Here is a 21680-nt window from a genome sequence, read left to right as displayed (position 1 = left end):
TAATTTAAAACAAGAAGCGGTCAGATTGATCGTGTTAGCCTGTGGACTAGATAGTGCCGACACTGCTAGGGTGAAACAGGAAGAAAAAGCCAACTTTTGTTAGCATTAGTTAGCTTTTTTGTATCGGAATATATCGAAATTTTTGATTTAGACCGCTTGTCTTTAGGTTGGGCTTGGGTGTACTTGATGACGATAGAAAAGGTTTACCAACTCCGTGGTATTCCTCAACTGGATGGTTGTTGGAATAGTTAACTTCACAGCTTTGAAGCTGTAATCTGTTACCTGTTGCCTGTTCTGTAATCTGTCAACTCATTAGTTAATGTTTAACTCTGAATCTTTTTGGAGAGTTTTTGACTCTGTAACTGGTTTTCTTGGAGAAGCTACTGCTGTTTTGGGAATTTCAATGACTGGGTTATTCAAGGCTACCATTAACGGTGAGGTAGAAACTGCTGGCTGACTTGTTACCGTTATTGGCTGTATTTTCTGTTGTGCCAGTTGTAATTTGGATGTATTACCGGGAATAAAGCCTGAGATTGAGCCGATGATACAAGCCGCTACAGCAGCCCCTCCAAACATCCAACCTAGTTGGTAACGGTAGCTCAAGCGTTTCCAGACTTGCTGGAATGTCACTTCTGGAGGCTGTGCAGATGCTGGTATGGGCATGGTTTTTACACCCTGCCGCAGTTTTAAAAGTCGTGCATACAGACACTTAACTGATTCATCTGTGGACAGCCATTGTTCTACTTGCTTACGTTCACCAGCGGTAATTTCGCCATCTAGGTAAGCACTTAATAACTCAAAGCGGTCAGTTTCGTTGTGTTGTCGGCAATCACGTTTCTCCATATCCTTAGTACCCGTTGATTCATTGGTATATTTAGCCATTCCATTTGCTACATCACTAGGGAATTGGGAGGGGGAACGGTCATCAAACTGAGAATCAGTATTCATCTTAACGTTTTTACCAAGTCATACACGGGTCAACACAGCGGATAAATTTGAGAATTTAAGCAATTTTACTTCCAAATGGTAGAAAAAAATTGAGATTTCACCACAGTTCTTGTTCTTTTAAAATTCTACCATTGAATTAAGGAAAGATGTTGTAAATTTACTTAACCATCTAGATAACTTTGCAACTGGGTTTGCAATCTGGATCTAGCCCTAGCTATTCTCGATTTTACAGTTCCTAGAGAAACGCCAGTAATTTCGGCAATTTCTTCATAGGGTAATCCTTCGATTTCTCTCAGGACAATTGTAGTACGGAACACCTCTGGTAAATCAGCGATCGCATCTCGCAGTTGTTCATAAAATTCTCTAGTAGTGAGTTCTTCCTCTGGTCCTGGTGTATCACCAGCAATTTCCCAATCCATCTCGCCGTCGTCTACCGAGCGGGGAGCATCCAATGACAGGGGGCTAACAACCCGTTTGCGTTTACGCAACTCGTCGTAAAACAAGTTAGTGGCAATACGGCTTAACCAACCCCGAAATTTAGCAGGATCTTGTAAGCGGTTAATATTGCGATAGACTCGAATCCACACTTCCTGAGCCAAGTCGGCTCTGTCAGACCAATCAGGAGCCAGATGGTATAAAACCTTATCGACCTGAGTCTGATAGCGCCGTAAGAGTTCTGCAAAGGCAGCTTTATCTGGGCGCAGTCCTGCTTGACAGCGTAAAATAAGATCGTGGTTTGAGAGTTTGTCAACTTGCACCGATGCTTGTGAATAATTGGCATCAACAGTTGACCAGGATACAGTAATCGATTGACTCATAGATCGTACTGGCTGTAAATCATCCCCTCCTATTAGACTAGATAATTAGAGAGATGTTCCTGGGTTAAGTGACGGATTTATGAGATCAACACAGAAATATAAATCAGGAATTATAAAAAAAGTGTTGAGTCTACAATGCCGAGTCTTGAGTATAGGGAAAAAAATCAGTAGGATGTATTCACTTAAACAACTGACTACTACCCCTTGACAATTGGGACTGGTGACTGGTGAATGGTGAATGGTGACTGGGAAGAAATATTTACCCTCTTCTTCCTGACTCCTGACTCCTGTACGGGCGTTCGCGAAGCGTGCTGGAAGCATCAGCATTCGGGCGATAAACTATCAATTTTTATCACAGGTTATTTTCCGAATGTTTCGCCCCTACTTCGCCCCTACGACTCCTGACTCCTAAAACTTCTAAATTATAAAGATATTGTCAGGGTAATGAGATAACTGATAATTATTGATAAATTCTTTGCTAATTGGCTGCTGTTGGCAGTCCATAATTAATTTTAATGAGCCAGATATGTCAGGGATACACAATAAGCAATGGCAATGGCAAGAAATGAATCTGTAGCACGGATGGTAATGTTCCTCTGTTTTGGCACAGCAATTTTATCTCTGGCTGTCCATTGGCACAGTATGAGAACAACAGCCCAGTTAAATCCATCGGTATCCACTACATTAAGGAAAAATTCTACTTCCCCGACTGACTCTAGTAAAAATATTTCTCCAGGTATTAGCATTGGGGAAACCGCTTTCGGCGCGTCTTTTCCCTCTTCTCCATCAAATTCTACTGCTGGGAAAAAATATGTAGCTAGTGCTGCGGATACACCAAAAAATACAAAGTTGGTGTTTCCAGAACAGATCGAGAAGCAGAAGACAAACAGCAAACCAAAGGGCTTTTTCTTTCGCGGTGTGGATGAGTCCACGTCTGTTCAAGGTTCTCAATCTACTCAGACAGAAGTGGTGGTTGATTTAAGCGATCACCGGGTTTATGTTTACCGCTATGACCAAGTTATAGCTAGTTACCCCATTGCTATCGGTAAAAAAGGTTGGGAAACGCCCACAGGTAGTTTTCAAGTCATACATAAGGAGCATCATCCCATTTGGAAACATCCAATTACAGGGAAAATATATGAAGCTGGTACTGATAGTCCTTTAGGAGACAGATGGATTGGTTTTTGGTCAGATGGCAGAAACGAAATTGGCTTTCATGGTACACCTGATACTGATTTAATAGGTGCAGCCGTGTCTCATGGTTGCTTGAGAATGCGTAACCCTGATGTGCGAATGTTATATGAGCAAGTAGATTTAGGCACACCAGTATTAGTGCGCGACTAAAATAGCAGTGGTCAGGAGGCAGGAGACAGGAGTCAGAATAATTTTAGATTTTAGATTTTAGATTGGAGTTGACAGAAACAATCCAAAATCCAAAATCCAAAATCCTAAATAGGGCTTGCTGAATAAACCCAAAATACTCGTAAATCAAAGGTTTGAGGCTGATCAGGAGGAAAGAAAGTGCAAGATTTTTGAAGGGTATACCTTAAAAACTGTGCACTTTGGGTCTGATAAATTAGAAAATCTGGGGATAACAGATAGCTCAAACTATTCCCTATTCCCTATTCCCTATTCCCTGCCTCAACGAAGGGACTTTTTCAGCAAACCCTAATTATGAATTATGAATTAGTAATTCTTAATTACTAATCAATTATCTTTGTTTTCCAAGATGAAGGATCAATAGATTTTCCATTGACATATAAACCCCAGTGTAGATGAGGTCCTGTAGAAGCACCTGTAGAACCTACTGCACCAATTAGTTGACCAGCTTTGACCATATCACCTTCTTTAACATTAATCCGACTGAGGTGCATGAAAATGCTGGTTACTCCTTGACCGTGGTCAATGCCAACTACATTACCATGAACTATGAAACCTTGGGATACTGTGCCTACTAAAGCCACTCTTCCTGCTGCTGGGGCAACTACATCTGAACCTGCTGCACCAGCGTAGTCTAGTCCTCGATGGTAGTAATCATTGGCAAAGTTACCATTATAGTAGCGCCTTACACCATAGGTTGTGGTCATCCGTCCTTGATTTGGTCTCAGGAAAACACCGTCCCAATATTTGTCAGGTGTTTGTAGGGCTTTAAACTCTTTAACTCGTTCTAGTTCATATTCTGTTGCTTTAACTCCGGCTTTTCCTGGGGGTAAATTAATACGTTGGATGGGAAATTTGCGATCGCCTACGTACACAGCCAAATTTCTTTGTCGCTGTCCCTCTCCTGACACAGTAACTTGTCTTACTCCTGGTTCTTCTAATGGAGTGGTAGGAATAAAAGCACGGTATTTATTGGGGGCAATTTCAAAGGCTGGATAGGTTTGTTCTCCAACTGTTACCGTAGGAATACCAGGCTGTTCTCCACTTTCTGGTTCAATTAATACGGAAATTGTATCTCCCAATTGCACTTTTTCCGGTAAAATCTGTACTTCTAAAGCCTCTGCTGGCAAGCTTAGTGCTATGGGAACAGCCGCAAGAATTCCCATTAACATCTTAGTGACACTGCTGACACCAACACGCTGTAACTTATCCTGAAAATTAATAACTTGAGCTTTGGTAGTCATAGGTTATAAAGAAATTGAGTGAGCCAAAACCACGCCCGATAAAGTATCAACGCCTTGCTATGATACTTTATCGTACTAAGGAACAGTGGATGTAGGCGAACGGATTGCCCATGCGTGGGGCAGTCATGATATCTTGTTTTCAACAGGAACGGTAATTAACCTGTATAAAAACCTAACTGCCTAACGGCAATCTGTACCTTGACAACTAAATCTATGGGGTTCTACTTCGTAGTTCTAACCCACATTCCGCACTTCGCTTTGTAATACATGAAAATTAAGAAAATTGGGGTTAATGGTGGTTGAATAGCGATCGACGAAGGGCTATAATTCATACGTTTAAATACTGAATAATATCAACATTTTTTGTAAAATTTATTGAAGTATTAACGTAGTACATTTTGAAGTGCGGAAAGTCGGATATAAGCAAACCCTTGTTAGGGACAATTCATGAATTGTCCCTACATCTTTTTCGGAGAGGTCTATTAAGTACCTGGGCAGAATTAATTTAACATTTTTGGAACAAACAAAAATCTCTGTATTCCTTATCTGTTCACTGTTAAGAGTTCCCTGTTCCCTATCCCAAATATAAAATTTATTCTGCACGACTACTTAGTTAGCTTTTTTGCATCTGCATCAAACTGTCAAAGGTTGTCGACATAAAGGATGTGGTTGTTAAAAAATAGGGAATAGGGAACAGGGAATAGGTACAAGGCAAAAGTAAGAATTTAGTTTTTACCCAGTCCCCAATCACCAATCACCAATCCCCAGTCCCCAGAAATTAGAGACTAGAAAGCACGTCCTTTGCAGCGGCTAACGTTTGCTCAATATCTTCATCTGTGTGGGCTAAAGAAGTAAACCCAGCTTCAAACTGAGATGGTGCTAAGTAAATACCACGCTCTAACATCCCACGATGGAATCTTCCAAACTTGGTTGTATCAGACTTTTTCGCATCTTCGTAGTTGTGAACTGGACCACTGGTGAAAAATAAGCCAAACATGGCGCTGATATGACTACCACAAGCAGCATGTCCTGTTTCTTGAGCAACTTTGAGCAAACCATCAGCTAGTTTTTTGGTGATGCGCTCTAGCTGTTCATAAGTCCCTGGTTTTTGTAATAATTCTAGTGTTTTAATTCCCGCAGTCATCGCTAAGGGATTTCCAGAAAGAGTACCAGCTTGATATACAGGACCGGCGGGGGCAATCATTGACATGATATCCCGACGACCACCATAAGCGCCTACTGGTAAACCACCACCGATGACTTTACCCATTGTGGTTAAATCGGGAGTGATGCCAAACTTCTCTTGAGCGCCACCGTAAGCAATACGGAAGCCTGTCATCACTTCGTCAAATACTAATAAAGCTCCATGTTCGTGGGTAAGTTCCCGTAAACCTTCCAAGAAACCAGCATCGGGAGGAATAAAACCTGCATTACCAACAACAGGTTCAAGAATTACACCAGCTATTTGATCACGGTTTTCTTCAAATAAGGCTTTAACGGCTTCTAAATCGTTGTAAGGCGCAGTTAAGGTACTGCTAGTTGCAGATTTAGGTACTCCTGGGGAGTCGGGTAAACCGAGTGTAGCTACACCAGAACCGGCTTTAACCAGGAACATATCAGCGTGGCCGTGATAGCAACCTTCAAATTTAATGATTTTTTCGCGGTTGGTGAAAGCTCGCATCAACCGGAGGACGGCCATACAGGCTTCAGTTCCAGAGTTGACAAATCTCACAATTTCGATGCTAGGAACTGCATCTATTACCATTTCTGCTAAGACATTTTCTAGCACGGAGGGAGCGCCAAAGCTAGTGCCTTTTTCTAAAGCTGCGTGTAATGCGCTGATTACTTCTGGATGGGCATGGCCACAAATAGCAGGACCCCAAGTACCAACGTAGTCTATATATTTGTTGCCGTCTACATCCCAAATATATGCTCCGTTAACACGATCAAATACTATGGGTTGTCCACCAACAGATTTAAAAGCACGCACGGGAGAACTAACGCCTCCTGGCATGAGGTTTTGAGCAGCAGCAAAGATTTCTTGTGATTTTGTAGTTTTAATTGTGGTGTTTACCAAGGTTATCTCCTATAGGTGGTAATTAAATTGAGCTTCTTTAATTAGGATAGGACTAAATGGGTAATGGGTAATGGGTAATGGGTAATGGGTAATATTTTTCCCAATCATCAATGACCAATCATCAATCACCAATCACCACTTTCTGCTAAACTCCTGTTAGCATCTGCAATTGATTAATAATTGTTAACTTACTCTAGTTTTTGTATGTCTTCTCCTGAACTGCTAACGCTCCAATCTGCCATCCCTGTGGAAAAAATTCGTTACGATGACAAAGGTTTAGTACCTGCGATTATCCAAGATTATCTAGATGGTACTGTATTGATGATGGCCTGGATGAATCAGGAGTCTCTGCAAAAGACTTTGGAAACTGGAGAAACTTGGTTTTGGAGTCGTTCCCGTCAGGAGTTTTGGCATAAGGGCGCTACTTCTGGACATATTCAGAAGGTGCAAAGTATTCGTTATGATTGTGATAGTGATGCTTTACTGATTGGTGTTGAGCAGTTGGGAGATATTGCTTGTCACACTGGGGAACGCAGTTGTTTTCATCAGGTTGATGGCAAGGTTCAACCACCTCCAGCAGATATGTTATCTCAGCTTTTTCAGGTAATTTGCGATCGCCGTGATCATCCTCATGAAAATTCCTATACCTGCAAATTATTGGCTGGTGGTGATAATAAGATTTTGAAAAAGATTGGTGAGGAAAGCGCCGAGGTTGTCATGGCTTGCAAAGATGATGATGCTGAGGCGATCGCCGGAGAAGTTGCAGATTTGTTTTATCATACCCTGGTGGCTCTAGCACATCATCAAGTTGATTTAAAAGCTGTTTATCGGAAATTACAAGAACGCCGGAAATAGGGACTAGTGACTGGGGACTGGGGACACTTCGACAAGCTCAGTGCATCGCTGGTGACTGGGGACTGGGTAAGAGTTTTTACCAATTACCAATTACCAATTACCAATTACCAATTACCAATGACCCATTTATTAACGTAAGTTGCTAGTTCTGCAAGAAAGGCTCTCAAATCGAAGTCACACTGAGCTAAATTGTTACTAAACCTTGATATTTTTGTAATTCTTATTATTTGCGGCTATTATCCTCTTTAGTTCCACAGAATTTCCACAGGAAGTTTGCCAGTTTTCCACAGATGCTTGACGAACTAACAAAGCCTTGCTGGCTTACTGGGGATTTTATGCTTTGATGACTGAACTACATCACCAACTGAGTTTTTATTAAATTAAGTAACAAAAATATAGCTCTAGCCCTGATTATTTCGTGAGTATTTATTTTTTAACTACTGATTTTTAACATTTCGCAGCATTGACAAACCCACCCCCTCTGAGCGCACAATGATTCGGCTTGCTTTTTTATTCCGTTCCGACATGAGCATCAATTTTGCACAGTGAACTCAGGTATGAGTGGGGATTTTATGGCTGGTGACAATACTTGACCAATAATTCCTTGATGGTATGCCCCTGATTTATTTGTGGGTCGATCCAAAATCCAAAATTCGGATAAATGCAAGCAAAATTTCTTGATAGACCGTATAGAAGGGAAATCTTATGAACACAACAGTTAGTATCTTTACAGTGATTCCCGAAGCACTCCACGAATCCCTCAAAAACTATTTAGAAACCCATCCTGAGTGGGATCAAAACCGAGTATTAACTGCGGCGTTATCGTTGTTTTTGCTGCAAAATGGAGAGAGCGATCGCTATGCTGCTCGTATTTATTTAGAAACTTTGTTTCATCAAGAACAAAAATTTCTTTGATCCAACTCTTGAAACTATTCCCTGTTCCCTGTCTCTAAGAAAAGACTTTTTCAGCAAACCCTAAGTATTAGCACTGTGAGAGGTTGGTGATAGGGTGATAGGGTGATGTAATACAGCAGACACCCTACACGCAATACCCTTAGAGTTATTCGTTTTGTGGATTGGTAGTAGATTCAAATTTGTAACCTACACCACGTACGGTCTGAATTAATGCTGGTTGACTAGCATCAATTTCAATTTTCTTGCGAATTTGACCGATGTGAACATCGACAACTCGCTGATCTCCTACATATTCATAATCCCAAACCTCTTGTATAAGTTCTGATCGCCGCCAAACTCGACCTGGATGACTGGCTAAAAAATGCAACAAATCAAACTCCAAAGCGGTCAAGGGTACTGGTTCGTCATTAAGTGTTACTTCTCTCCGCACCGGGTCAATTATGAGTTTGTCAAAAATGAGGCGTTTTTGTTCTGCGGTGGTAACAACCCGCTGTCGCCTCAAAATTGCTGCTACTCTGACCTCTAGCTCTCCCAGTCCAAAGGGTTTGGTGAGATAGTCATCAGCACCTTTGGAAAAACCGTGAATTTTGTCAGTTTCATCTGTGCGACTGGTGAGTATAAGGACAAAAACGCCATTTCGGCTTTGCATCTCTTGGCACAGGTTAAAACCAATCGTATCTGGTAGGTTTACATCTAGAATTACCAAGTCTGGGTTAAATTGCTCAAATAAGTTGAGGGCAGTCTTACCATCTTCGGCAGCTTCTACTTGATAATTCTGTTTGATCAAAAAGCGTTGAATTAAATTCCGAACGGCGGGGTCGTCATCAACTACAAGAATCTGGGCAGGAGCTATGACCATTACTTTGCACAAAAATTCATTATGATTAACAGAGATATTACGTAAAAACGCATTTTCCACTTTGGCTGTACTGAAAAATCTACAAGGAGTAGATAAGAGTATCCTGATTGTTCCAATAAACTGTAATTACAATTATGAAAGATGTAGACACTAATTTTACGAATATCAGGTCTGCATTTCAGAATATGTACTATATCTACCGTATGGTTTTCTTGACCCTATTTGTAGCTTTCTGTTTCAGTTTGCATAGTGTGTACTTAGCTTAGTGAAACAGCAATTTAAAACGGTTTAATTTCAAATCAATATGCGATTTTATACCATTAATCAATATGGTTATCAGAAAATAGGTTGAAAACCTTTGATGGATGTCTGTGATGGCAATATGTTAAAGTAACTATGGTTTAAATTCTTGAGTCGAATAAACTCAGCTGTGCTAATATCCTGATTATGAGGATAAGAATCGGCCGAAAGCACTGTTTCGATTATCATAGAACTTAAGGTTGTTTTTTCTTCAACAAAAGACTGCTGATGACTAGGGCTGAAGTAACACACTGCCATGAGCGATCAAAATCCCTACCAAAAACTTGGGGTATCAGAAGATGCTAGTTTTGATGAAATTCAGGACGCTCGCAATCGCCTGTTGGAGCAACATGGTGGTGATAGCAAGGGTCGGGAATTAATTGAAGCAGCTTATGATGCGATTCTAATGGATCGCTTACGAATGCGCCAAGAAGGTAAAATTAAAGTACCAGAGCGTATCCGCTTTCCAGAAATGCGAGTTCCATCTCCACAAAAAGAAAGTCCGGCTACTCGTGATCAGTCACCTGCATGGCTGCAACGAATATTGGATCAACCGAGTCTATCAGATGTACTCGCACCAGGAGCTTGGTTCCTGGGTTTAAGTGCTATTAGTTTATTTGTTCCTACTGCCAGCGATCAGGTTTTGCAACTGGGATTGGTGGTTGGGGTTGGAGTCAGTATTTATTTTCTCAACCGCAAGGAAAATAAATTTGGTCGAGCAGTTTTGTTTACCCTGGCAAGTCTTATTATTGGCTTAATAGCTGGGGGATTGATTGCAGTACCTGTATTACAGCAACTAGCTTTAATCAATATTACAGCAAATCAGTTTTCTACGGTTCTGACGTTTATTTTGATGTGGTTAATTAGCAGCTTTCTGCGTTGATAAGGCAAGAGGCAAGAGGCAAGAGGCAAGAGGCAAGAGGCAAGAGGCAAGAGGCAAGAGGCAAGAGGCAAGAGGCAAGAGGCAAGAGGCAAGAAAAAATAAATTAATTCTCAACTCCTGACCCTTTGATCTCCTGACTCCTGCTATATATTTTACCCTATAGGATAAACTAATTCTCTAACACTGGTGGCTGAATCTTGTGTTAATGCTACAGATGCGATCGCTTGGGCTTCTGAGATGGTTAAATGGGAAATAGCTTGTTTTAATGATGCTATAGCTTGGGGATTGACACTTAATTCATCTAATCCCAAACCTAATAAAATGGGTGCTACTAAGGTTTCTGCGGCCACTTCTCCACATAACCCCACCCAAATATTAGCAGCATGGGCAGCTTGTACTGTTTGCTGAATCATACGTAATACCGCAGGTTGCAAAGCATCGGCTAAAGTTGCTACTTTGGGATTAGTGCGATCGCCTGCCATCACATACTGACTTAAATCATTTGTACCTATACTAAAAAAGTCCACTTCCTGAGCTAACTGATCAGCAATAGCTACTGCTGCGGGTGTCTCTATCATCATTCCCACTGCCATTTTTTCATCAAAAGCTATTCCCTCTGCTCGCAGTTCTGCCTGCACTTCGGTTAAAATTGCTTTAGCTGCTCGTAATTCTGTTAAAATGGCAATCATTGGCCACATAATTTTGATATTATTACCGTAACTGGCGCGTAAAATTGCCCTTAATTGAGTTTTCAAGAATTGAGGATTTTCTAAACAGAAACGTATTCCCCGCACACCTAAGAAGGGGTTGGTTTCTTCACTCAAGGAACTCAGATTCAGATAAGGAAGTGGTTTATCTCCACCTACATCCAGGGTACGAATAATTAAGGGACGCTGGTCTAAAACCTGAGCTATAGCCTGATAAACTTCTAATTGTTCCTCTTCTGTGGGTGCTTTTGTCTTTTCCAGATACAAGAACTCTGTACGCAGTAAACCCACACCTTCTGCACCATGACTGACAGCGGTTTTGGCATCGGCAATACTACCAATATTAGCAAAAATTTGTATTCTCCGACCATCACGGGTAATTGCTGGCTGATGTGCTTTAGCTTTCGCTTCGGCTTGGGCGGTTTGCCATGTTTGACGTTTGGCTTCTAGGGCTGTTAATGTTTCTGCTGGTGGTGCTACCCAAACTTTACCGCTTTCGCCATCAATTGCCATCAAAGTGCCACTTTCTAAGGTTAACACTTGAGGAGCTACACCCACAACCGCTGGAATGCCTAATGTGCGGGCAATAATAGCACTATGGGAAGTTGCACTCCCAGAAGTCATACAAATGCCCATTACTTTAGCTGGATCGAGTTTAGCGGTATCTGAAGGACTTAAATCTGTACCGACAATAATTGATGGTTCTGTGATGTGCAAGTCAGTGGGCAGACTACCAAGTAAAATTCTTAACACCCTACGCCCGACATCAACTACATCATCTACTCGTTCTTGTAAATAAGCATCTTCTAGTTTACGGTAAGAATTTGCTACTTCATCAACTACAGCTTGCCAAGATACTTCTGCATTAAGGCGTTTTTCAACAATATGCTGACGTGCGGCTTCTAGCATGACTGGATCTGCTAAAAATAACAGATGGGCATCAAAAATAGCCGCTTCCGCATCACCAATTTGTATTGATGTATGGGAAAGTAAAGAAGCAATTTCCTGTTTAGCTATTTGGATAGCAGATTGTAATCTATGCCACTCGATTTCTACATTTTCTATGTGATATTCTGTAATTGGGATGGTGACAGATTGATAATGAATTAATGGGGCGATCGCTATTCCAGAAGAAGCAGCAATTCCTATGAGTTCTCCTTCCGTTGGTGATGTAACTTCCTCACGGGGGGCTGGTATTGCGATAATGCTATCATCTTCACCAAAGTTGTTAATAATCAATCCTTGTAAAGCTCTTAGCGCCTCTTGGGCATCCGTACCAGTAGCAGTTATCAGCAATTCATGTCCTTGACGTACTCCCAAAGTAGCAACTTGGTTAATACTGTCACCTCTGACCGCTTCTGTATTTCTGGTTAAATTTTGTACTTTAATTTGGGATTTAAACCGGGATGCCGTGGCTACAAACTGAGCAGCAGGACGAGCGTGTAAACCTAAGCGGTTAGTAATTTTGAGGCGAATTTCCTGGGTAGGAATTGCTGCTGTATTACCAGTTTGTGTACTGAAGTCTGATAATGGACTGGTGACTAAATTTAACTGAGTTGCTTTTGCTATTAATGCCCCTTGTGCTTCCGTGATCACTTGCTGGATGTTTTTCCCAGCAGCAGCAGCAACAACAGCAGAAATAGCGCCTTCTACTAATGGGGCTGCACATAAATAGATTTTTTCTCGTTGTTCTGGGGGTAGAAACTCCAGAGCCATTTCCGCACTCATTAAAGCACTACCCAAATCCATCAGCACGAGAACACCATCATCTGAGAATACAGAGGCGATCGCTTCATAAACCTTGATCGCATCTGTACCTAGTGGGTGTTCTGGATCATCAACACCTGCTGCTACAGCGAGGGGAATTTTGCCTTGAACCATCTGTGCAGCTAGTTCCTGTACTCCCAGAGCCAATTGTTTACTGTGCGAAACAATAACAATACCAACCACTGTAATACCTTAGCCAGTTACCCATCCTATTATGAATTGTGAAAATGAAAAGACTGTATTTATTTAGGTTCTATTTAGGTTTGAGAGGAGAAGATTAATATTTTGTAACAAGAACCAAGAAAAGGAGTCAGGATAAAGAATTAATGTTATTGTTTATGCTGCGCTATCAGCATTTAGTGAGTTTAACAACTGTAACTTCAATAAGTTCAAGTACAGATTTTATAGTTAGTGAAGTAGTTTTGAAACCGTGAGCGATCGCATTTCTTAACTGAAAATTATTTACACTCATAACTTACCAAATCTCTGTACATCTAGTATTCCCGTTTGTGACTAGAAATAATACAATGATTCCCCAAAAATTTTCCCATCTCCACACAACCGCTAGGTAGGGTTGCTACTATAGGAAAAGGTGAAAGAATCAATCAAATCATATCTAAAATGTCATCTAAAATGTCAACAACTTTAATTACCGGTGCGTCAGGTGGAATTGGCAAAGCTTTTGCAGAAGAATTAGCAGCACGCAAAACCAATCTGGTTCTCGTTTCCCGTTCAGAGGAAAAACTAAACCAAATAGCGGAAAAATTAGAACAACAACATCAAATAAAAGTCGAAGTTATACCCAAAGATTTGACAGAAAATAATGCTACTAATGAGGTTTTTGATTTTATTAAAAGCCAAGAAATAACAATTGATTTGTTAATCAATAATGCGGGTTTTGGTGATTATGGAGATTTTGCTGAACGAGATGGAGAACGACAATTAAAAATGATTCAATTAAATATTATGGCATTGGTAGATTTAACTCACAAATTTCTACCTTTAATGCGTCAACGTCGTTCTGGTAGCATTATTAATGTATCCTCAATTGCTGGCTTTCAACCAATGCCTTATATTTCTGTTTATGGGGCAACTAAGGCATTTGTTATGAGTTTTAGTGAAGCTTTGTGGGCTGAAAATAAAGATTATGGAGTGAAGGTTTTAGTAGTTTGTCCAGGTCCTACAGAAACAGATTTTTTCATTGAAGCTCAGTTTCCTGAAACTTTAGCCAGTGCAAATAATAAACTAGCTACTCCTGAAGAAGTTGTTAAAGATGCTTTACAAGGTTTAGAAAAAGGTGATTTAAATGTAGTTAGCGGTGGTTTAGCAAATAAAATCATTGTCAATATGCACCGCTTTTTACCAAGAGAATCTTTGGTAAGTGCAATAGCTAAACAGTTTAAACATGGGTAATAGTTGATAGTTGATAGTTGATAGTTGATAGTTGATAGTTGATAGGGAAACATAAAATGATTACCCAATCACCAATCACCAATCACCAATCACCAATCACCAATCACCTACATATATCTTGTTAATTGCACGCGGTAACGTTCTTTTTTAGTCACGGCAATTTCACCAACTTCTAAACGTCCTTTACCGCGAATTGCTATTAAATCTCCGGTTTTGACTTGCGAACTCGCTTGAGTAATTTCTTTCCAATTTACCCGCACATCACCAGAGTCAATTAAATCAACCATTTTATTACGAGACATCCCAAAACCAGCAGAGGCGATCGCATCTAATCTTAATGAAGCTTCTACTGTGGTTAATTCTTTCTTTTTCGGTTCTCTAATTTTTAGTTCGTTAATATCAATAGGTTGAGTTTTCACAGGAACAGAACGCACCTGTTTTAAATTCATTTCCAGAAATTCTACCAGTTCAGGAACTACAATTGCTTGCGCTCCTCTTTCCCCCAAAATAATAATATCTCCGGTTTTTTCCCTGACAATTCCTGTACCCAACATTGCTCCTAAAAAATCACGATGGGTAGCAGTATCAAACAAAAAATTACCAGCAATTTCTAAAGCGGTGATAGCAACTTGAGATGAATCTAAAGGCAGTTCAGAACGGGCGATCGCCACTCTTTGACGTTCAGCTTGAGGATATCCACCCCAGGCAACTAAATGCACCTCTGTCAATCGGCTAAAAACCCGTTGAATTTCTGCTAACTCTGGCGGAGACAAAAAATCAGTTAAGACTACTTCCCAGGTCTTTATAGATTGCTCTGCTTGGTCAATTACACGGGCGATACTATCGCGGTTTTCAATACCTTTTAAAAGTTCTTCTCTTGGTAACATGGTGATTGGTGATTGGTGATTGGTGATTGGTAACTAACTGGTGACTGGTGACTGGTGATTGGGAAAAATTACGAATTATGAATTACCCATTACCAATTACCTATTACCAATTACCTATTACCCATTTTCTGCATAACCTTGGATATTTTCGGGGTCATACTGCCGTAAAATGCGGTTTGCTTGGCGAGTCAGAGTTTCTGAACCTTGAACCACAATTAAATATTTACCAGCATCCAAACGGTTACGGTAGGGTAAAGCATCACCACTACCAAAAACCAAACCCACACCACCACCAACAAAGACGCTACCCATAGCACCGCTACCAGCACCAAGCAACCCACCGATAACATGATTACCGATTTCACCAGCCCAAGCAAAGGTGTTTAAACCAGTGATGAGACTGAAGGTAAAACCAGCAAAAAAGCCGAATGGTATTAACCAGAATGCCATCAATCGTACTTGTTTTTTCGCTTCTTCTTTGGGGTCTATTAAACCAAACTCATCAGCGGTTTTGTATCCTCTACCCAGGATAGTGCTATTTATGCCTTCTTTTTCTAAGCCTAAGTAAGCAGATTCAGCTTGGATACGGTCTGGTAATACGGCTACAAGGTAATTCATTGGTCTAAAAACAGTTATATAAAACAGGGTTTCTTTAATTATCTTTAATTAACAGAATATCAGCACTGGTTCAACGACAGATTCAGCACCAAATATTATTTTAAAGAATCTAAAGGTTCACAGAAATTATTTACACCTTGCTTGAGGACATATATCAAAACTGGTGTTGCCAAAATTTTGGGAAACTCTGGAATACTTCTCAGGTTTGACATCATCCCAGAAATTGAACCATTTAATAAATTATCTCTATATTCTTGTTCGCAGATAACAGCACGCCATTTTTTTGCTAAAGCGTCTAACCATTCGGAATTTGTTCTACCAGGTTCTTGTCCCGCTTTAATAGCCAGGGTCATGGCTGCATCTTCTAAGTCTCCCTCACAGTCTTCTATCAAGTCTAATGCTTCCATTGCTTGAATATCATCTGCTAATTGAGAGCGAAATTGGGCTATTTCTTGTGATGTGATTTTAGTCATTAGTCATTAGTCATGCTAGGGAACAGGGAGCAGGGGGCAGGGGGCAGGGAATAGGGAATAGTAAGAATTTAGTTTTTACCCAGTCCCCAGTCACCAATCACCTGTAACAAATATAGCGTTTTTCACTAAAAAGCCTCATTTTACAGTCTAATAACTGGCAATGAGGCTTTTTGGGGCTTGTAAACAGTTTTTATAGCCGTAGACAGAGTAGTTAGGACATCAATTAATCACAAAACTCTTACTACAAAAGGGTTTTACTCCTGACTCCTGACTCCTGACTCCTGCTATATTTGTTTACTTATTAAAAGCTCTGGAGGTGACGAAGCGTTGTAACTCTGTCAAAGCACGATTGTAATCCAAAATGGCGCGAATGCGATTACCTTCGGATCTGGTGAGTTCATTTTCTGCGTTAATGACATCGGTTTGAGTCCCTACACCAGCTTGAAAACGTAAACGCGCTAATCTGAGGGATTCTTTGGCTTGCTCAAGAGCAGCGTTCGCAGTTTGTACGTTTTCCAAGTTAGCAAGCTGGGTAGAATAAGCTTGTTCTACTTGAAAGCGGATTTCGTTGCGTTGTTGAGCAAATCGAGTTTCCTGAATTGCTATATCAGTTTTTGCCTGGGCTGCTCTTGCTCTTGCCGCGCCACCATCATATAAATTCAAAGTGGCTCGGACTCCCACAGAATAGCCGTCACTGACATTGACATCATCATTAAAAACATCTAGCAAGTCATAGCTGGCAACTAAACTAATTTGTGGTCCCAAAGATGCTAGAGCTTGTTTTCTGCGCTGTTCACTAATATTGCGCTGTGCCAACTGCTGTTGTAGTTCGGGACGGTTTTGATAAGCCAAGACAATGCTATCTTCTAAGCTTCTTTCCCACAGACCAGCTAATTGTACAGGATCAGCGGCACTAATATTTGCGGACTGGGACAGATTTAACCGCACCGCTAACCGTCGCCGAGCAATGATTTGCTGAGACAGAGCATTAGTTAACTCTTGTTGAGCATTGGCTAAATTCACCTGCGATCGCAACACATCGAATCTTGTACCCACTCCAGCCCGTTCTAAAGCCAAAGCATCTCGCAAACTAGCCTGAGAATTTTCGACTGCTGATCGAGAAATCCGCACATTTTCATCTGCTTGTTGCAAACTATAGTAATCCGTGGCTATATTTAAGCGTATTTCTTCAGATTGCCTTTCTACATCTAATTCCTGAAAACGCACCTGTTCCTCAGCCTGTTTGATAGCAGCGTTTCTGCTCCCAGAGGTATAAAGGTCATATCTCAGTTGTGCTTCAGCATCGAAGGTGGTATTGGCTGTAGCATCAGGTGTATCAGGAAATATCTGCTGTTGTCTTTTGGCTCCTAGAGTCTCGGAAGTGCTACGGCTATTAATGACATTGCCATTCACACTTACAGTAGGTAACAAAGCAGCTTGAGCTTCCCTTAAAGCCGCTTTACTCCGTTCAAGTTCTAACAGAGAAACCTGTAGTTCATTACTATTACGCTTTGCCAGTTCTAGAGCCTGTTCTAAAGTAATCGGCTGAGTTTCCTGAAGTTTTACTTCCTCTGGATTCGTAGGAAAGAGCAGGGGATTAGAACTGGGACTCAGGTTTTCCAGTGTTGTCTCCGTAGAACCTGTAGGATTAGGTGTTACATTTTGTGTATTCTGAGCAGGTAGCTCTGTATTTGGAGTTCCTGATTCAGTAGGAACATTTACCTGGGCTACCTTTTGACTATCCTTATCTACATTTTTTTGTAAACAACTACTTGTGGACAGGAGCAAAGCTGCTTGGCTTTTCTGTTCTGCCTGTAAACACTTATTTAGTGCTGTTAAATGTGATACTTTTGTCGCAGGGACTGAAACTGGTAAAACAGTTTTCAGGCTTTTTACTGCTGGCACATTGGTATTATTAGCAGCAGTAATTTCTGTCACACTCTGATTAGCCACAGGCTGATCACTGAGTTTACTGAAATCCAGCGTAGGCACAAAAGCTGGAGAATTATCAACCGCAGTAATGGGCAGTTGCCTATTGATTTCCACAACTGAGGTTTTCACATCGGTTGCAGCCAAGACACTAGGAGAAGACACCAGCTTTACCTCATCAACTTTGACTGTTCCAGCCCAAGCTGATTGAGTTGTTAATACTGCTGCTGTTACACCAGGTAAGAAACTATGAAATAATAATTGCTGTCTTTTCACCGCATCCCCTCACAAGAAAAACCATTTAGCGGCAGAAAACTTGTCTTCTCACAGAATATAACATGATGCTAAATGAAGCAAATAATATACTATATACCGAATTTAGCTTCTTTCGGGATTTAGCAGTTTATTTGTCTTCAAAACGTTTAACAATGCGAGAAAGTTCCGCCTTTTCGTCTATGCTAACGCGGCTAGGCGCTCCACTGACAATTCTCTCGTAATTACGGAAGGAATCTTTAATATTAGGTCCATCAGCCGTAATATTGTACTCCCTAATCCCTTTATCGTGCCACGAACCCCGCATTTTAAAGACGTTGATTGCCCGTGACATTTCTCCATGAATTTCTACGTACTGCAACATAATAATTGTGTCAGTGATGGTGGAAATATGAGAATCTGTAATGGAATGTGATCCCATAAATTGGTCACTGGTATTGGTAAAGAAGCCTGTAATTTCTTCTTGTTTGGCATAACCTGTTACCCCAATTACAAATTGGCGAAAAGCATTATTACTTACGCCTCTAGCTAATGCGGAAAGGGAGTCAATAGCAATGCGGGCTGGTTTAAAATCGGCAATTTCTGATTTAATAATTTGTAAGTGATCTTCTAAACCTGTTGATTCAGGATAGGTACAAATTATTTTTAATAAACCTTGGTGTTCTAATTCCTCAAAGTCAATTCCCCAAGAATAAGCATTTCGAGACAGTTGAGCGCGGGATTCTTCATAAGCAAATAATATTGCTCGTTCACCGCTGACACAACCATCTTGAATAAATTTGCTGACTAAGAGAGTTTTACCAGTACCTGTAGCTCCTGTGGCTAAAATAATCGAATCTTTGAAGAAACCACCACCACACATTTCATCTAGGGTGCTAACTCCTGAAGATACACGGACATTTGAAGACCTTTGTGTTAAACGCATTGCTCCCAAGGGGAAGATGTTAACTCCAGCATTAGTAATTGTGAATGGATATTCACCTTTCATGTGGGTTGTACCGCGCAATTTGAGAATTTCTATGGTGCGGCGGCGGCGTTCTCCTTCTAAAACGTTGCGAACAATTACTACGTTGTCAGACACAAATTCTTCTACCCCAAAGGAAGCTACAGGTCCATATTCTTCTCCCCGTTCTGTTGTAATGAGTGTGGTGACGTATAATTGTTTAAGACGCGCTACGAGGCGGAATATCTCGCGCCGCACTACTCCCACTGCTTCATATTGTTGGAAGACTGCGGTAATGGAGTCAATGGAAACACGATGGGCTTTGTATTTACGAATCGCATATTGTAATCGCTCAATTAAGGCGGAAAGGTCAAAGTTACCCACAATATCTTGCCCTTCGGGATCGGGGGAAGCGTCGAGAATAAACAGTTTGCCTTCTTCAATTAGTTTTTGTAAGTTCCAGCCAAAAATATGGGCATTTTTAATAATGTCGCTGGGTGATTCTTCAAAGGTAACAAATACTCCTGGTTCATCAAAGTAGGTGATACCATTATAAAGAAATTGCAGGGATAATAAGGTTTTCCCAGTACCAGATGTACCGCTGACTAAGGTTGTTCTGCCCACTGGTAAACCGCCATGACTAATATCGTCAAAGCCCTCAATCATGGTGCGAATTTTCTCTACACCACCACTTGCTGGTTTTTGTTGTTCTTGTTGCTCTTGGTCACTCATTGTTGATTATATAGGTCTTTAACCCGATTTTTTAAATTCCTAAATTCTGTACAGAGTTTTTATGAAAAAATGTTCTTTACTAGGGTCAAGAGTTTTAAAAAGCTGAATACTGACTGCTGAATGCTGACTGCTATATGTTACTGTTCCCAGTCTTCTTCATTTAATTCTTCATAAAGTAAGTCTAAACCGATTAAAACTCTTTCTCTGTCTGAAAGATCACCTATTATTTTGCGAACGGGAGGGGGCAAAATCTTTGATAATGTCGGTGTGGCTAAAATTTTGTCTTCTTCAGCCAATTGTGGGTTTTTGAGAACATCAATTACTTTTAGGGCATAAACTCCTTGAAACTCCTGTTCTAATATGTTTTTGAGTGTGTTTAATGCTCGCACGGAGTTGGGTGTGTTCCCTGCGACATACAGCTTGAGAACATAGGTTTTTTGGACTTTATTCATAAATGCACAGTTTAGATATCAGAATAGGAATACAAAATAGGCTGATGCATTTGTTGAAACTAATAACAGATGCCTGTTGCAATAGGATTAATCTTAAACAATTTAAAAATCAATCCTGTCAATTTTTGATTCTTTAACTCATGAGTCAAAATCTAAGATAGCATGAATTTATCTCAGTTCATTTTAGACATAGAACATCTATATACTTCACACAAATGTGCCAGAATATCTATCAAGGTCAGCCTGTAATCTAGTAATGTTTCATCGCTCCTGCCTTCTAATTTTAGCTGTTTGGAAAATTCGTCAATCAGTTCTACATGAATTTCTATAATTTGTGGCACAGGAATATTAGCATAAAATAAGGTGTTGATGAATTTATCAATTGCAGTTTTGAGAGTTTTGTCTGTGATAAAATAATTGATGAGAATTTTCCGGTAATCAGATTTGAGGTTCGCTAATAGTTCCTGCTTTTCCGATGGACTCATTTCTTGAAACCATTGCTGGCTTTTCTGTTCATTACACGCCAATACATGATTATTCTTATTAAGATGCTTCCCTGATAGATTGTTATTTAACTGCATCCTATTGTGTAAAAACTGTCCGTTGATAGGAGTGGTAGCAGTCAGCGGCAACCCAAAAAATTGAGAAAAAATCTCATCAATCAAATTCCTGAACTGCCCGATTAAACCAGCTTGGGTATTTGCCGCATCAGCATTATATAAATATTTCTTAAGAATTGCTGGACAAATCAATAATAGAGGTAATAACATTTATTGTTTATATATATTGTTTATATATGATGAACGCTGAGAGTGTCGCTTCAGTGCTGATTCAGTTTGATAAAAACTTTTCAGTAAAATCAGGGTAAAGAACGCCTTTTGTCAAAAATTATTGAGAAATTACCAATTCCTAACTGGTTTTGTCCGTCAGTGATATAACTTAGTAGGTAATCGGTGAAGCGTTCAACAGAGAATGTGTGGTAGCTAATCTGATGATCTATAAATGTCTATCTATCGGCATATAGATTTTTCCATTGTACTCCTTGATAAGATGCATAAACAAATTTAAAGTATGGTTTCATTTTAAATCATTATAATTCCTCAAGGTTCTAAAATAATCTTTGGAGCGATAATTGTTTTAGCTGTAACTATCCATCAGGAGTTTCCATACCAGTAAGATGCTGGTTGTTTACTCATTCACAAGAGTG

Annotated in this window: 21 protein-coding genes; 6 read left to right on the top strand and 15 right to left on the bottom strand. The window is 40.3% G+C overall.

Translation table 11 applies throughout. The features are described 5' to 3' along the window. Positions 1 to 96 precede the first annotated feature (96 nt). The gene (locus H6F45_RS05945; protein ID WP_162501914.1) at positions 97 to 252 is read left to right on the top strand and encodes a hypothetical protein; all 156 of its coding nucleotides are present in this window, start codon (positions 97 to 99) and stop codon (positions 250 to 252) included. A 60-nt stretch (positions 253 to 312) separates the two neighbouring features. Here H6F45_RS05945 and H6F45_RS05940 read toward each other — a convergent pair whose 3' ends face one another. From H6F45_RS05940 to H6F45_RS05930, 3 genes are all read right to left on the bottom strand, one after another. Continuing rightward, positions 313 to 948: a transcriptional regulator gene (locus tag H6F45_RS05940; protein ID WP_137668345.1), complete on the bottom strand. Its 636-nt coding sequence runs from the start codon at positions 946 to 948 to the stop codon at positions 313 to 315. Between the two features lie 161 nt (positions 949 to 1109). Further along, positions 1110 to 1766, bottom strand: a complete 657-nt coding sequence (locus H6F45_RS05935; RefSeq protein ID WP_096571688.1) for a sigma-70 family RNA polymerase sigma factor — start codon at positions 1764 to 1766, stop codon at positions 1110 to 1112. Between the two features lie 45 nt (positions 1767 to 1811). After that, entirely contained in the window at positions 1812 to 2093 is a 282-nt protein-coding gene (locus H6F45_RS05930) for a hypothetical protein (protein ID WP_190346723.1), read from the bottom strand. Between the two features lie 222 nt (positions 2094 to 2315). Between H6F45_RS05930 and H6F45_RS05925 the strand changes: the two genes are divergently transcribed. Then, positions 2316 to 3110, top strand: a complete 795-nt coding sequence (locus H6F45_RS05925) for a L,D-transpeptidase family protein (RefSeq protein ID WP_137668344.1) — start codon at positions 2316 to 2318, stop codon at positions 3108 to 3110. 359 nt (positions 3111 to 3469) lie between these two features. On the opposite strand, the gene H6F45_RS05920 is transcribed toward H6F45_RS05925, so the two are convergent. Both H6F45_RS05920 and hemL read right to left on the bottom strand, forming a co-directional pair. Further along, positions 3470 to 4390, bottom strand: coding sequence for a M23 family metallopeptidase (locus tag H6F45_RS05920; protein ID WP_137668343.1), 921 nt, complete (start codon positions 4388 to 4390; stop codon positions 3470 to 3472). A 778-nt stretch (positions 4391 to 5168) separates the two neighbouring features. Continuing rightward, on the bottom strand, positions 5169 to 6467 hold the full coding sequence (gene hemL, locus H6F45_RS05915; RefSeq protein WP_096571691.1) for a glutamate-1-semialdehyde 2,1-aminomutase: 1299 nt from the start codon (positions 6465 to 6467) through the stop codon (positions 5169 to 5171). A gap of 204 nt (positions 6468 to 6671) precedes the next feature. Between hemL and hisIE the strand changes: the two genes are divergently transcribed. Both hisIE and H6F45_RS05905 read left to right on the top strand, forming a co-directional pair. After that, positions 6672 to 7322, top strand: coding sequence for a bifunctional phosphoribosyl-AMP cyclohydrolase/phosphoribosyl-ATP diphosphatase HisIE (hisIE, locus tag H6F45_RS05910; RefSeq protein ID WP_096571692.1), 651 nt, complete (start codon positions 6672 to 6674; stop codon positions 7320 to 7322). Between the two features lie 705 nt (positions 7323 to 8027). Then, a complete protein-coding gene (locus H6F45_RS05905) occupies positions 8028 to 8237 on the top strand; it encodes a DUF2811 domain-containing protein (protein WP_096571693.1) in 210 nt (69 codons plus the stop codon). A gap of 145 nt (positions 8238 to 8382) precedes the next feature. Here the strand turns inward: H6F45_RS05905 and H6F45_RS05900 are convergent, their stop codons facing one another. Beyond that, the gene (locus H6F45_RS05900) at positions 8383 to 9096 is read right to left on the bottom strand and encodes a response regulator transcription factor (RefSeq protein WP_190346722.1); all 714 of its coding nucleotides are present in this window, start codon (positions 9094 to 9096) and stop codon (positions 8383 to 8385) included. 556 nt (positions 9097 to 9652) lie between these two features. Here H6F45_RS05900 and H6F45_RS05895 point away from each other — a divergent pair. Continuing rightward, the gene (locus H6F45_RS05895) at positions 9653 to 10279 is read left to right on the top strand and encodes a CPP1-like family protein (protein WP_190346721.1); all 627 of its coding nucleotides are present in this window, start codon (positions 9653 to 9655) and stop codon (positions 10277 to 10279) included. 152 nt (positions 10280 to 10431) lie between these two features. On the opposite strand, the gene ptsP is transcribed toward H6F45_RS05895, so the two are convergent. Further along, positions 10432 to 12936, bottom strand: coding sequence for a phosphoenolpyruvate--protein phosphotransferase (gene ptsP, locus H6F45_RS05890; protein ID WP_190346720.1), 2505 nt, complete (start codon positions 12934 to 12936; stop codon positions 10432 to 10434). Between the two features lie 166 nt (positions 12937 to 13102). Next, positions 13103 to 13225 (bottom strand): hypothetical protein, encoded by a 123-nt coding sequence (locus tag H6F45_RS26935; protein WP_277876963.1) that lies wholly within the window; start codon positions 13223 to 13225, stop codon positions 13103 to 13105. Between the two features lie 161 nt (positions 13226 to 13386). On the opposite strand from H6F45_RS26935, the gene H6F45_RS05885 reads away from it, so the two are divergent. Continuing rightward, positions 13387 to 14166, top strand: coding sequence for an SDR family oxidoreductase (locus tag H6F45_RS05885; protein WP_190346731.1), 780 nt, complete (start codon positions 13387 to 13389; stop codon positions 14164 to 14166). Between the two features lie 107 nt (positions 14167 to 14273). Here H6F45_RS05885 and H6F45_RS05880 read toward each other — a convergent pair whose 3' ends face one another. The 7 genes from H6F45_RS05880 to H6F45_RS05850 form a co-directional block, all read right to left on the bottom strand. Beyond that, entirely contained in the window at positions 14274 to 15053 is a 780-nt protein-coding gene (locus tag H6F45_RS05880) for a photosystem II S4 domain protein (protein ID WP_190346719.1), read from the bottom strand. A 117-nt stretch (positions 15054 to 15170) separates the two neighbouring features. Beyond that, on the bottom strand, positions 15171 to 15671 hold the full coding sequence (locus H6F45_RS05875) for a hypothetical protein (protein WP_096571699.1): 501 nt from the start codon (positions 15669 to 15671) through the stop codon (positions 15171 to 15173). 95 nt (positions 15672 to 15766) lie between these two features. After that, complete coding sequence (locus H6F45_RS05870; RefSeq protein WP_137666272.1) at positions 15767 to 16144, bottom strand: hypothetical protein; 378 nt, start codon at positions 16142 to 16144, stop codon at positions 15767 to 15769. Between the two features lie 294 nt (positions 16145 to 16438). After that, positions 16439 to 18349, bottom strand: a complete 1911-nt coding sequence (locus H6F45_RS05865; RefSeq protein WP_190346718.1) for a TolC family protein — start codon at positions 18347 to 18349, stop codon at positions 16439 to 16441. Between the two features lie 127 nt (positions 18350 to 18476). Then, complete coding sequence (gene kaiC, locus H6F45_RS05860; RefSeq protein WP_096571702.1) at positions 18477 to 20021, bottom strand: circadian clock protein KaiC; 1545 nt, start codon at positions 20019 to 20021, stop codon at positions 18477 to 18479. Positions 20022 to 20158: 137 nt separating this feature from the next. After that, the gene (gene kaiB / locus H6F45_RS05855) at positions 20159 to 20473 is read right to left on the bottom strand and encodes a circadian clock protein KaiB (RefSeq protein WP_137666274.1); all 315 of its coding nucleotides are present in this window, start codon (positions 20471 to 20473) and stop codon (positions 20159 to 20161) included. Between the two features lie 173 nt (positions 20474 to 20646). Continuing rightward, positions 20647 to 21243, bottom strand: a complete 597-nt coding sequence (locus tag H6F45_RS05850; RefSeq protein WP_190346717.1) for a KaiA family protein — start codon at positions 21241 to 21243, stop codon at positions 20647 to 20649. Between the last annotated feature and the right edge of the window lie 437 nt (positions 21244 to 21680).

It is taken from the genome of Sphaerospermopsis sp. FACHB-1194, from assembly GCF_014696235.1.
GTDB classification, from domain to species: Bacteria; Cyanobacteriota; Cyanobacteriia; order Cyanobacteriales; family Nostocaceae; genus Sphaerospermopsis; species Sphaerospermopsis kisseleviana.
The sequence above is the reverse complement of the archived record's forward strand: the minus strand, read 5'-3'. Positions and strand labels throughout refer to the sequence as shown.